Source organism: Planomicrobium sp. MB-3u-38, from assembly GCF_002836425.1.
In the GTDB taxonomy this organism is placed as follows: domain Bacteria; phylum Bacillota; class Bacilli; order Bacillales_A; family Planococcaceae; genus Planococcus; species Planococcus okeanokoites.
This window is the reverse complement of the sequence record NZ_PJBO01000060.1, coordinates 273,686-287,034: the sequence shown is the minus strand read 5'-3', so window position 1 is coordinate 287,034 and position 13,349 is coordinate 273,686. Positions and strand designations below refer to the sequence as shown.

Annotated in this window: 9 protein-coding genes and 1 other RNA gene; 2 read left to right on the top strand and 8 right to left on the bottom strand. The window is 45.2% G+C overall.

All coding sequences use genetic code 11. From position 1 onward, the window contains the following. Positions 1-10: 10 nt before the first annotated feature. The 8 genes from CXF70_RS12560 to CXF70_RS12525 form a co-directional block, all read right to left on the bottom strand. A complete protein-coding gene (locus CXF70_RS12560; protein WP_101802935.1) occupies positions 11-1,924 on the bottom strand; it encodes an ATP-dependent DNA helicase in 1,914 nt (637 codons plus the stop codon). A gap of 53 nt (positions 1,925-1,977) precedes the next feature. Then, entirely contained in the window at positions 1,978-3,111 is a 1,134-nt protein-coding gene (locus CXF70_RS12555; protein WP_084245588.1) for a THUMP domain-containing class I SAM-dependent RNA methyltransferase, read from the bottom strand. 2 nt (positions 3,112-3,113) lie between these two features. Beyond that, positions 3,114-4,850 (bottom strand): putative bifunctional diguanylate cyclase/phosphodiesterase, encoded by a 1,737-nt coding sequence (locus tag CXF70_RS12550; protein ID WP_233208629.1) that lies wholly within the window; start codon positions 4,848-4,850, stop codon positions 3,114-3,116. Between the two features lie 88 nt (positions 4,851-4,938). Next, positions 4,939-5,319, bottom strand: an RNA gene (gene rnpB / locus CXF70_RS12545) — RNase P RNA component class B. A 48-nt stretch (positions 5,320-5,367) separates the two neighbouring features. After that, positions 5,368-5,661 (bottom strand): cell division regulator GpsB, encoded by a 294-nt coding sequence (gene gpsB, locus CXF70_RS12540; protein WP_084245584.1) that lies wholly within the window; start codon positions 5,659-5,661, stop codon positions 5,368-5,370. Positions 5,662-5,851: 190 nt separating this feature from the next. Then, positions 5,852-7,111: a ribonuclease H-like domain-containing protein gene (locus tag CXF70_RS12535; RefSeq protein WP_101802934.1), complete on the bottom strand. Its 1,260-nt coding sequence runs from the start codon at positions 7,109-7,111 to the stop codon at positions 5,852-5,854. Positions 7,112-7,117: 6 nt separating this feature from the next. Further along, the gene (locus CXF70_RS12530) at positions 7,118-9,388 is read right to left on the bottom strand and encodes a DEAD/DEAH box helicase (RefSeq protein ID WP_101802933.1); all 2,271 of its coding nucleotides are present in this window, start codon (positions 9,386-9,388) and stop codon (positions 7,118-7,120) included. Then, positions 9,385-9,750: a YppE family protein gene (locus CXF70_RS12525; protein WP_101802932.1), complete on the bottom strand. Its 366-nt coding sequence runs from the start codon at positions 9,748-9,750 to the stop codon at positions 9,385-9,387. The genes CXF70_RS12530 and CXF70_RS12525 overlap by 4 nt, the downstream gene beginning before the upstream one ends. Positions 9,751-9,940: 190 nt before the next feature. Here CXF70_RS12525 and recU point away from each other — a divergent pair, with 190 nt between their 5' ends. Together recU and CXF70_RS12515 are read left to right on the top strand one after the other, a co-directional pair. Beyond that, positions 9,941-10,552: a Holliday junction resolvase RecU gene (gene recU, locus CXF70_RS12520; RefSeq protein WP_084245576.1), complete on the top strand. Its 612-nt coding sequence runs from the start codon at positions 9,941-9,943 to the stop codon at positions 10,550-10,552. Positions 10,553-10,582: 30 nt separating this feature from the next. Further along, a complete protein-coding gene (locus CXF70_RS12515) occupies positions 10,583-13,318 on the top strand; it encodes a penicillin-binding protein 1A (RefSeq protein ID WP_101802931.1) in 2,736 nt (911 codons plus the stop codon). Positions 13,319-13,349 lie beyond the last annotated feature (31 nt).

The following is a 13,349-nucleotide window of genomic DNA, read 5'->3' as shown; positions in this document are numbered from 1 at the left end:
GAATGGATTACTATTTTAGAAAATTTTGAGCAGTGACCGGCAACACCTCTTGCCAAAGGTGCTCAAGAGCCAGTTCATCTTCATTTAACAACAAGTGGATTTCGCCGTGGTCTTCAGACGTACGGATCAATCGCCCGATGCCCTGCTGAATTCTGAGCTGCATGAATGGAAGATCGATTTCTTCAAGCGGATTGGAGCTGAATTTCCGTTTTGCTTCAAAAACGGGATCCTGTGGCGGGAACGGCAAATCGACTATGATGACTTTTGTCAATGCATCTTTCGGCAAGTCCAGCCCCTCCCACAGATGGTAAGAACAAAGCACCTGGAATTTGGCATCCTGGAAATCCTTGACGACGGTAGATAATTCACGATCACCTTCGAACTCAATTTTATAAGCATGGTCAAGCGGCAATGATTGCTTGAAATTCTCCATATCCATTTTTGATTTGAATAAAATCAGTGTCTGTTCGCCACTCGACAGTAAATCATAGGCACGTTGGAATTTATCCCGCTGTTCCAGTGGATGTTTCAGCACTTTCATGACATCTTCATAGTCAAAAGGCGAAGGTACAGTAAATGACTGGTATTTATCAATGCCCAGGCTGTCCGACAAATAGCTGAAATCTTTTTTAATGGATAATGTCGCAGATGAAAAAATGATCGGCACTTTTCCATCGAAAAGTTTTTCGTCCAGAATATCTGTCACCAGACGAGGCATGATGACCAGTGTTTCAATGTCATCTTTTATTTCGAGCCAGTGCACTGCGTCTCCCTCTTCCGTGAATAAACCCATCGAGAAGATGTATTTCTCAAAGAACTCTTCCGCCAGACGCAATTCATATTCAGGGATTGTAAATAATTCACCTTCAAAAACAAATTCCTCTAATAAGAGATTAATGTGATTGACCAGCCCTTTGCCTAAACTGATCAACGCCGGATCTCTGCTAATCGCCTTTCGGTCTTCATCACTTGCCACGATGTTTTTCCGGAGCAAGCGGAAAAATTCGTTGTGCAGATCAATCGTCTCTTCAATCATGTTCAAGGTCTTTTCACGGACATTATCTGCCAGTATACTTTCTGTGACATCAAGGAGTGTGCTTTCCTGAACTTCATATGTTAAAGCGCGCTGAGCCGCGAATTCCAAGAGGTGGCCTTCATCAAGAACGATTTGGGAGAACTCAGGCAATAGCGGTGTCTGTCCTTCCCGGATACGTGTTTCTTTCGTCCACAGATGCTCCATCAGGAAATCATGGGAACAGATGACGAGATCAGTCGCTTCCCGGTAATGGTTGCGGTGTATGGTCTGACCGCATTTATTGCGCAGTTCGCAAGCTGCACAGTTTTGGATCGGGTGGTAGTTGACCTGCTGCCACTGATGGTCATTGATTTCCGGAAAACTGGAACGTTCACCGTAAGGATAGGTGTTCTGCATTGAAAACGTTTTGTTGACGAATTCCGGCAGCCTGGATTCTATGTCATCCAGAAAATCCGCTCCGCTTCTTTTCTTTGCACCTTCGAGTCGCTGCAGGCATAGATATTGGTCACGTGATTTTGCCAGCCGGACATCCAGGTTCAAGTTAAAGAGCTCATCCAAACGGTCAATATCCCCGCCCTTTTTAACAAGCTGTTCAATCAGTGTTTCATCGGCGCAGGAAATTAACGCCGGTTTTCCTGTATATCTGGCGTAGGCGATTGCCGGGAGCAGATAGGCAAGCGTTTTCCCTGTGCCTACGCCTGCTTCCGCAAACATTACCGATTTTTCTTTTAAGGCTTTCTCCATTTGAAATGCCATAAAGATCTGTTCATCGCGAAGATCGTACCCTTTTTCCGGCAGCTCATCGTAAAAAACGTCTCCGATCCAATCATTCAAAGACTCAAAGAAGGTTTTATCTTTCGATAACGGAAATGGTATAGGTTGTCTCATAAACTCTCCTCACAGAGAAACGGAAGAGCTGATGCTCTTCCGTTCCATCATTTTTATTTTTTCGGACGCTCTCCCCAGAACTGGAACAGATCCGTGCGTATAAAACCATTGAACAATTTTCTTTTCTTTGTAGCCGGCTGGCCATAGAGCGTTTCAAATCTTGCCATTGAAGAAAGGATATAAACAGACCAAGTCGGATGCTTCGAAAATATCCTTCCCATATCCTGGATCATCTCTTCAATAATTTCAATCTCGCCGATTCGTTCACCATAAGGAGGATTGCCGATTACAACACCATTTTCTTCAGTAGTTTTAAAATCTTTGACTTGTCGCTGTTCGAACTGGATGATATCGGCAAATCCGGCTTCCAGCGCATTTTGTTCAGCTATCTTTACCATCCGGTGGTCGATGTCGGTACCCAGAATATTCAGCGGCTGATCATAATTCGCCATCTCTTCTGCCTGTTCCCGCACTTCGTTCCAGATATCTTCACCGATCCATGGCCATTTTTCACTGTCAAATTCCCGGTTATAGCCCGGTGCAATGTTTTGGCCGATCATTGCCGCTTCTATGACGATTGTACCTGAACCGCAGAATGGATCTACAAAAGGGCGGTCCGGTGTCCAGCGTGATAATTTCACCAGAGCCGCTGCAAGTGTTTCCTTCAGTGGCGCTTCCCCCTGGTCGACACGATAGCCGCGTTTATGCAAGCCTGCGCCGCTGGTATCTATAGATAATTGAACTTTATCTTTTAGTATGGAAACTTCTATTTTGAAACGTGGACCAGTTTCATCTAGGAAAGAGTTTCGATGGTAAGCTTTTTTCAATCGTTCGACAATCGCTTTCTTGACGATGGACTGGCAATTCGGCACCGAATGCAAAGTCGATTTCACTGATTTTCCCTGTACAGGAAATTCAGCGTCCACCGGCAGGAATTTTTCCCATTCAATTTCCTTCGTCTTTTCGAATAGTTCATCGAAAGTATAAGCATTGAATTCACCGGCAATAATCTTTACACGGTCTGCTGTACGCAGCCAAAGATTTGTTTTGGCGATATCCCGCTCGTCTCCCTCAAAGAAAACTTTACCGTTTTCGGTTTGGGTGTCGTAACCCATGTCTTTCACTTCACTGGCGACAATGGACTCGAGGCCCATTGCGGCAGTCGCTAACAATTTATATGTAGCCATACTTACACCCTTTCCTGTTGACTGATATTCCATTCTTCCACAAAATAACTGACGCTTTCTGCAGGCATCGGCTTGCTGAAATAATATCCTTGAACAATACCACAGCCGAGTCTGCGAAGCAATTCCACCTGCTCAGTCGTTTCAGCACCTTCTGCAATGACATCCATCTGAAGGCTGGCAGCCATATTGATGATTGCATTGACGATCAATTCATTTTCTTTTATGCCATTGATATTGCTTATAAAACTCCGATCAATTTTCAAATAATCAATCGGAAAACGATGAAGGTAGCTTAAGGATGAATAGCCAGTGCCAAAATCATCAACTGAAATTTTAAACCCGAGATTTTTAAGTTCATTCAATTTATCGGCTGTTTCTGTTCCGTTCGCCATAATTGTATGTTCCGTCAATTCAAGTTCAAAAAAAGAAGGCTGGCAATTCATCCTTTCAAACACGGATTTTAATGTCGAAACAAACTGGCTTTGCTGGAAATGCATCCCTGATATATTTATGGAAATCGGAGCTTTGTTGCCGCGCTCCATATTGAATTGTATAAAATCTTCACAGACTTTTTCGAAGATAAGCTCACTTAATGGTGCGATTAATCCGGAAGACTCCGCATGCGGAATAAATTCGGCCGGCGATACCTGACCCAGTTTTTCGCTTTCCCACCTGACTAGAGCCTCATAACCGGTTATACGATTATTGACTATGTCAATTTTCGGCTGGTAGACCATTTTAACCGTTTTCAACTCTATCGCTTTTCGCAATTCACTTTCGAGAACAACATGCCTTTTGGAGGACGGTTTTAATTCATCATGGAAAAAACAGAATTGGTTCCTGCCATTTTCTTTCGAAAAATACATCGCTTTATCTGCTTTCCGCAATAATTCATCTGCTGTCTGCCCATCATTGGGATAAAGTGAAATCCCTATGCTTGTCGAAATATAAATCTCTTCTTCATTCAAAAGGAATGGCCGTCCCAGTGCATCAATAATGCTTTCGGCTAAATGGGCGGCTTCCCTCGGATGTTTAATGGCCGATAAGGCGATAACGAACTCGTCGCCTCCATATCTGGCAATGATGTCTTTGTTTTTTATCAATTCACGGATGCGCTGTGAAACTTCGACCAACAATCGGTCTCCAATATCATGGCCGAGGGAATCATTGATTTGTTTGAAGCGGTCGAGGTCCAGGAATAGCAGGGAGTGCGTAATTGTATACTTTTCGGAAGTCTTCAGCAGCTGCTGCATCCGTTCGGCAAAGTCATAGCGGTTCGAAACTCCTGTAAGAGAATCGGTCAGCGCCATTTCCTTCAGCTCTTTTTCAGCAGATTTCCGGTCGGTCAAATCCGTGAAGATGCCGCAGTAATTCCGAATTTCCCCGCCATTATCCCGAATGGCCATGATATTAAGCCATTCAGGATATATTTCACCATTTTTACGCCTGTTCCATATTTCACCTTGCCATTCTCCCGTAGTTTGCACTTCCGTCCACATACTTTGGTAGAAATCACCTTTATGGATGCCCGACTGCAAAATTTTCGGCGTATGGCCGATTACTTCATCCCGCTGGAATCCTGTAACAATTTCAAAAGCCGGATTGACATGCAGAATTCTTTTGGAAAGATCGGTTATCATGATTCCTTCTGCAACCTTCTGAAACACTTTTTCGGATAACTCGATTGGAAATCCTGAAATCGTAAGTTCTTCCATTTCAACAAATCGCTGATCAGCCAAAAACACCGCATCCTCTTCTATCTGTAATCATAAGAAAAGCCCTCCCTGGGGAGAGCTTTTTTTAATTGCAATTTAAGACCATCGGAAATTCCATAAGCCATGTTTTGTTTTCCACGTACTCAAACGGCTCTCGCCTTGTACACTTGGAAGGCAATCATCTATCTGCAAGGCTATGCCTGCCTTTTCCTCAGTTCAATTCCTTCGGAAAAGTGCCCCTACCATAGTTTGGGTTTCTCACTCGCGGGGTTTACCTCGTTCCACCTGTATAATTTCTTATACAGCTCCGTCACTGTGGCACCTTCAGGGTATTTCGACCATATCCGAAGACTTAGGTGTTCTACCCGCCGTCAGCTGCATAACAGCTGCCTTAGCTTATTGTTTCGCTAAGCGCGATCACTACGGCCATCTCAGGTCCGTGCGAGCATGGACTTTCCTCTCCGGCCGGTAGCCGGAGCGATTGCCGGAATTCCAATGGCTTCATCAGTATACTGCATTTTCATCAATAAAACAAAGGGTATTACTCGTTGTTCAGTTTATTGCCGAAGACGTGATTCTCCAAATGGGAGAGTCTGCGCAGAATATCAAAATTCGTTGTTCCTGGTGCAGGTGTCGCCTGTTTGCGTGGAGCATCTTCAAGTTCAGCGCGTAAACGCTTGTTTTCATTCATCAATTGATCGATTTTTTTCGTGAAGACTTCATAATCCTGAATGATATCATCAAGGAAATGATCAACTTCATCCTGGTTGTAGCCGCGCATACCTGTTTTAAAATCTTTTTCTAAAATATCTTTAGCTGTGAATTTATTGTCCATTTAAATCGTCCTTCCATAAAGAGAAACTTCATTCAGCGGCGGGAAACATGTTCCACTGAATGTTAGTTGATCCAATCGGGTTTTTACGGACAGCTGGCCTTCCGCAAAATGATGCGACAGACTTAATGACCGTTAATACGGGATAAAAGAATGCTTATGGTAAGTATATCATAAGCATAATTTTTGTGTTTCAAAAATTCTCATTTGAAGGACGATTTTTTTGTTTTTTCAATTCTAGCCGGGCCATTCTTTTATCGATATCCTGTACAAGCGATTTCCTGATTTTAGTGTGGCTGCTGGATTCTTTCGCAAAGCCTGCCATTATCAAGGCCTTGTCATAATCTTTGACTTGATGTTCATATAATTTAGCCGCATGGATCCAGGCTTCGACTTCGACAGGTCCCCGCAGATTCGGTGCAGCTTCTGTAAACAGCTTCACTGCTTCTTCGTATTGTCCGCTGCGTTTGCGCTGAATTGCTAAAAAATAACGGGCAAGTGCCGAAGAAGCTCCCCGTTCTGCAGTTACATGTTCGAGATAAGCTGCGCTTTGATCGAATTGTTTAAGATCTGCGTACCATTTCCCGATATTCGTATAAGCGCCGAAGGTTTCAGATTCCAGGTCTTCCATCAATAGATCCGATGACAAGACATATAGCGAGACGAGTGAAAGAATATCCAGTTCATTATGATAAAGCACTTTATCCAATGCTTCCGGATAGCCGCTTTTGACCGCATCCAAATAGATGGCGGGTATCAAGAAGCCTGGCACATCGCCTTCCCGGGTGAATCCGAGCTTTTCTTCCTCGATGGTGCTCAGCTTCATCCGCGCCAATTCATTTTTCCAAATTCTTTTAGTGCCATGGAATAAATCGATTTGCCGCAGCGTTTTCAGCTTCGGCAAAATATTGCGGTGCATCGTCCATCTGGAGGTCAGCTGCGGCCAATCGAAACTCTTGCCATTATAAGAAAAGATGATCGGATCTTCCGACTGCCAAAGATTGGTCTCAAAGAGAAAAGCGGCTTCATTGGATGGATCCGGCATGATATACTGGACCATTTCAAATCCCTTTTCTGTGCGTTCCAATAATCCTGCAAGGAAGATATAAGCTCCGGTTCCGCTGAGGCCAGTCGTTTCAGTATCAAAAAAAAGAATCCGCTCATCTTTTTTCAACTTGAACGGATGATCGAAGTCTGCACTTTCCCACGCAGTCAATACCCTGTCCAGTTCATTTAACCCTATCTTTCCATGACGCGTGTCAAATGGATAGCTGATCACTTTTTTAAAAACGAATCCAAATTCGTTCTCCACCAATTCAAGGCCGATATCCTGCCATCTGTCTTCATGCATTGGCCGCTTCTTTTCCTGCTTTTGTGTTTTCTGCTTCGGCTTGGCACCTGCGTCTTTCTTCAGCATGCCTTTCATCTGCAGCAGTTTATTTTCGAACGACATCGGCTCTCACCTCTCTTCGCGAAGCTCGTCGAGTAATCTGATGACATTTTCCTTCATATTGACCATTGCATCCTGCGCTCCTATACACGAAGGGCAGCCATCCAGGCATGGACATTCAGCGACGTGGCTCCTCGCTTTATCAAGGAGCGGCAGCCACATATCATAGATCCGTTCACTGATTCCGATGCCTCCAGGATAGGAATCATGTATAAAGAATGAAGGCAAATCGTTATGCGGGGACTTCACCTGCGGCACCACATGAACGTCGCGGCGGTCACAGGACACGAAAATCGGGATGAATGATTCGATGGCGTATGCCGCACCGGTCATCATATCCGATAATTCTGAATCCGAGAATCCATCAGGTTTGCTGAAACTCAGCCAGGTCGAGGAAGTATGAAGCTCTTCAGCCGGCAGCGAGATGGGACCCGAACCGATATTATCATGAGAATCGAATCTGATTTTCTTGAATATGGTCGGCATTGCCAATACCGCGATATCGCCGTAAAAAACTTCCGCCCCTTGCATGTCTTTGGTTTTGTCCTCACTCATCACTTTCAACTCGACTGCCAGATTGGCATCAGTGAAATAATCCACATCCACTTCACGGACATACGCCTTTTTCTCTTCCCAATCCAAAATCTCTACTTGAAACTGAGTCCCTTGATGAAGATAGATCGCTTCTTCATGCAATAAAGTCAATGCGCTGAAACGGTCCATTTCGCCGATTACACGGGTATCAGATGGCACGGACTGGTCGATGATGACAACATTTTCCTGTGACGCTGAGCGCAATGAAATGTCATGCGCCGGAAAACGGTCGCTCATCCAATGCCAGCGGTCAGATGTGCGTACAAGCACTCCCTGTTCCTGCAGGTACTCGAGCAATTCCTGCACTTCGAATTCACCATACATTTCATCTGTCGAAAAAGGCAATTCAAAAGAAGCGCATTTTAAATGGTCCATTAAGATGATGATATTCTCCGGATGGATTCTTGCTTCTTCCGGTGACTGGTCCAATAGATAAGCAGGATTATTTATAATATATTGGTCGAGGGCCGTCGACTGCGCAACATAGACAACCAAAGATTCATCCTGGCGTCTTCCGGCACGGCCTGCCTGCTGCCAGGCGCTGGCGATATTCCCCGGATAGCCGGTCATGATGCAGGCTTGCAGCTGGCCGATATCAACGCCAAGTTCCAGGGCGTTTGTCGAAACGACACATTGGATCGAACCATCCCGCAAACCTTTCTCGATCGCCCGCCGTTCGGTCGGCAGATAGCCTCCGCGGTAACCCTTGATGGATTCATCCTGAAGCTTCATCTTCGTGATCGCCTGAAGATATGTCACAAGCATCTCGACCCTGACACGGCTTTTTGCGAATACGATGGTTTGGATCCCTTGTTTTATCAGCACTGTAGCTAAGTCCCGCACTTCAAGCACCGCACTTCTTCTGACCCCGAAAGTCGGGTGGATGATCGGCGGGTTATAAAAGACGATATGCTTTTTGCCTGAAGGTGCTCCGTTCTGGTCGATCAATGCGTGTTCTTCATTGGTCAATGCTTCCGCCAATTCTTTCGGATTGGCGATTGTCGCGGAGGTGCAGATGAAGACCGGATTGCTGCCGTAGAATTCACAGATCCGTTTAAGGCGTCTGATTACATGTGAGACATGTGTACCGAAAACACCTTTATAAGTATGCAATTCATCTATGACAATATAATGGAGATTTTCAAACAGTGACACCCATTTCGTATGATGCGGCAAAATAGCGGAATGCAGCATATCCGGATTGGTCATCACAATCTGCCCCGCTTTTCGCACTTTCGTTCTGATTGCCGGTGATGTATCGCCGTCATACGTATATGATAAAATATCCTTCTCCGTTTTTTCTATTAGATCATGAAGGTCGCTTTTCTGATCCTGCGCCAATGCTTTTGTCGGAAACAGATACAGCGCTCTTGCTCCTGGATCGTTGAGGATCTTATGAAGCACCGGGAGATGGTAGCAATATGATTTACCGGACGCAGTCGGAGTGACTGCCGTATAGGACTTGCCTTCCTGAGCCAGGTCAAAAGCTTGGCGCTGATGTGTATATAATTGCTCAATGCCTTTTTTTCTGAGTGCAGCTTTCAGGCTGTCATGCATCTCTTCAGGAAAATCGGCGTACCTCGCCGGCTTTTCTTCCTTTGTATGCCAATGGACAATCCGCTCCATCATATCGGGCTCGGTTTTCCATTCATCCATCAACTGAGGCAATGTTTTCTTTCTGATCATCTTTCATCGCTCTTTTCATCTATGGCCAGCATGAACGTCTGTAACGTATACTGGGCCGCCTGTATGGTTTGGATAAAACGTTTCTTGCTTGTTTCCTTATAAAAACTTTGCACAAAAAATTGTGTCATACCTTCTGCAGCTGTATCAATCTGCGGTTTATGGACATATTTCGGCCGCTCTTGCTGTATATAAAGGAGCGATTCCTCTTGCCATTGATTTATTTTAGTGTGCCAATAATCTGCGTATGGTTTTACGTCCTCGTAAAAGTCAGGTACCGTGTCCCGCTCACGCATATCAAAAAAGCGGTCCTGGCATTTTCCGCATTCATCATATAATAAGGAAGAAAGTTCACGAATATTCATTTTTCAAGATCCCTCCAATGTCCTCAGTTTATCATATACACCTTGATGAGACGACTATGAACGAACAGACATTCTTTTCAATTGGCTTTCAAACGCCTATCGGCTATCATGAACCTAGCGAAATGGAACTTCGGGTCTCATTTATCGTCTAAATCTATGTGATATGATAAAGTAAGCGAGGTGTATCACAATGGCAATCAATTATCCAAACGGCAAAAAATTCATTCCACAGAAAGAACAGCCAGCGGACCAGAAAAAGAAAAAGAAGAAAAAAGATTTCTCTTTCAGTAATCGGGGTAAAACACTAGAGGATGAATTGAATGAGACAAACGATTATTATCTGCAGCTCGGACATGCCGTCATCCACAAAAAACCGGTTCCTGTCCAAATCGTCAGGGTCGAATACCCATCCAGAAGTGCCGCTGTCATAAAGGAAGCGTATTTCCGTTCCCCCTCCACAACCGACTATAATGGCGTGTGGAACGGCAAATACATTGATTTCGAGGCGAAGGAAACGGAGAACAAAACTTCTTTTCCGCTGAAGAATATACACGAACACCAAATCCAGCACATGGCACAAGTCGTAAAACATGATGGACTGGCTTTCCTGATCATTCGCTTTTCTTCTATAGACCGTTATTTTATTGTTCCTTTTGAAGCTTTTGAATTTTTTTGGAATAGAATGATGAGCGGCGGCAGGAAGTCTGTGACTTTGACGGAAATTGAAGAAACCGGTATTGAATTGAAACCAGGTGCGTTTCCGCGCATCGATTACCTGCCCCATTTGAATAAGTTTCAGTAGACAAGCACCAACGAAAGTGAGGAACATTTAGTGAGCGAAAAACAAATGTCGCGCGAACAGCGCAGAAAAGCAATGGAACAGCAAAAGAAAAAGGGCAAGAAAAAGAAAACCTCCGGAGGCGGCTGGTTTAAACGGATCATCCTGGCAATACTCATTGTCGGAGTCATCGGACTGGTATTCGGCATCGGCCTTTTTACCTATTATGCCAGCAGTGCCCCGGAACTTGACGAAGAACTCCTGCGCGATCCGATCAGCCCTACCTTCCTAGCAGCTGACGGGGAAACGGAAATACCCTATATGACAGGTGAAGACCGTGAATACGTCAATTACGAAGATATTCCCAAGTTAATGGAAGATGCGATTCTGGCAACAGAAGACAACCGCTTCTATGAACATCCCGGCATTGATATCATCCGTCTGGGTGGTGCGGTAATTGCGAACGTGACCGATGGATTCGGTTCTGAAGGAGCAAGTACCATCACACAGCAAGTCATCAAAAATTCTTTCCTGAAAAATGAAAAGACTATTAAGCGGAAAGCTCAGGAAGCCTATCTTGCCTACCAGCTCGAACAGGAGTATACAAAAGAAGAAATTTTTGAAATGTATTTCAATAAAATCCTGATGTCGGGCAACACTTATGGATTTGGAACAGCTTCCGAAAATTTCTTTGGCAAACACGTCTCTGAACTTGAATTGCATGAAGCCGCGATGCTTGCAGGCATGCCGCAAAGCCCGAACGGCTACAACCCTTTCAATAACCCGGAGCGCGCAGAAGAAAGACGCAATGTGGTGCTCCGCCTGATGGAACAGCACGGCAAAATTACGACTGAAGAAAAAGAAGCAGCACAGGCGATTCCGGTAACTGAAACTTTATTGCCGGAGGAACAGCGCCCTGCCCCGCCGAGCGGTGAATATACAGCCTTCATGGAAATGGTCGAAAATGAAATTGAAGCCTTGGATGAAGATATCTCACTCGATGAAGGGTTGACTATTTACACAACACTAGAACCAAATGTACAAAAAGCGGTAAACGAAACTATGGCTTCCAATATTTTCTTCAACGATGAAGTCGAATCCGCTTTGACGGTTGTCGATACTGAAACAGGGGCTATCCGCGCAGTCGGTGCAGCCCGCGAATACAGCGGAGATGTCCGCCGCAATTACGCGACAGCCCGTGACCGCCAAATCGGTTCAACTATCAAGCCACTGATTGACTACGGCCCAGCCATCGAATATCTTAACTGGTCGACAGGTAAGACTTTGGTGGATGAACCTTATTCATATGAAGACGGTGACCAGGAAGTCCGTAACTTCGATAACGACTACCTTGGTGAGATGACGATGCGCGAAGCGCTTTACCGTTCACGCAACGTACCGGCGGTTAAGACTTTGAATGAAGTTGGCACAAAAAATGCAAAAGAATTCACCCAGAAATTAGGATTGAATTTTGGAGGCATATACGAATCGGCCGCAATCGGTTCGCCAGAGGAAAATATCAATACGGTTGAGATGGCTGGAGCTTTCGCAGCTTTCGGCAATGATGGTATTTATACAAAGCCGCATACTGTAACAAAAATCGTTTTCAGGGATGGCACTACTGAACAGGTAGTCGCGCCTGAATCAGTTCCAGCCATGAAAGACAGCACAGCTTATATGGTGACTGACATGCTTCGTGATGTCGTGGACCCTAATATTGCTGGAGCATCCGGTAAGGCAGCTGCAATCAGCGGCTTGGATATTGCCGGTAAAACTGGAACAACAAACTTTACCCCTGAAGAATTTGATAAATATGGACATGACAGCAGTTCTGCTCCGGATATCTGGTTTGCAGGCTACTCTCCTGAATATTCAATTTCAGTCTGGAGCGGCTATCCTTCCCGTGAAGGAGCAATGGACACAGCATCCAATGAACGTTTATTGTCCCAGCAAATCTTTAAAGATGTAATGTCGAAGATTTCTTCTTCTGAAGCAGGAAGATTCCAGCAGCCGGAGTCAGTAGTGGAAGCGACGATTGAAGTTGGAACAGAACCACTTCAATTGGCGAGCGACTTCACTCCATCGGATCAAAAGAGCACTGAGTTATTTGTCCGTGGCACTGTTCCGGAAAAAGTGTCTGAAGAATTCGTACAGGAAGATCTGGATGCTCCCGGCGGACTCAATGCATCTGTTGATGGTTCGAACGTCGATTTGACATGGACTTACGGTGACGTTGAGGATGTGCAATTCGAAGTTGCTGTAGAAGCAGACGGCAACAGGTCAGTGCTCACTACTACAGACGACAAATCCTATACCTACGAAGCGCTTGAAGAAGGCCGCGCCTATACTTTCAGCGTAACCGCGGTAAAAGGTGACCAGCGAAGCGATCCAGCTTCAGTCATTGTTGAAGTGACCCCTCCTGAAGAGCCTGAGGAACCGGAAGAAACTCCACCGGCAGATGAGGAAGAACCACCTGAAGACGAAGCTCCTCCAGAAGATGAAGCTCCACCGGAAGACGACGCCCCTCCTGAAGGTGAAGGAAATGGTGAAGGTGAAGGAAACGGCGGAAATGAAGGAAATGGTGAAGGCGAAGGTGATGGTGAAACCCCTCCTGCAGATGGCGGAGACGGTGAAGGAGATGGCGAAACTCCTCCTGAAGACGGCAGCGGAGATGGAGAAAATTCCAACGGTGAAGCCAACGGCGCTTCCGTCCCTCCTGCAGATGGAAATGGAAATAATGGCAACGGAAACGGCAATGGAAACAATGACGATGAAGATAGTGAAGAATAACTTCACAAAAAATACCCTTAAGCAAAAATTG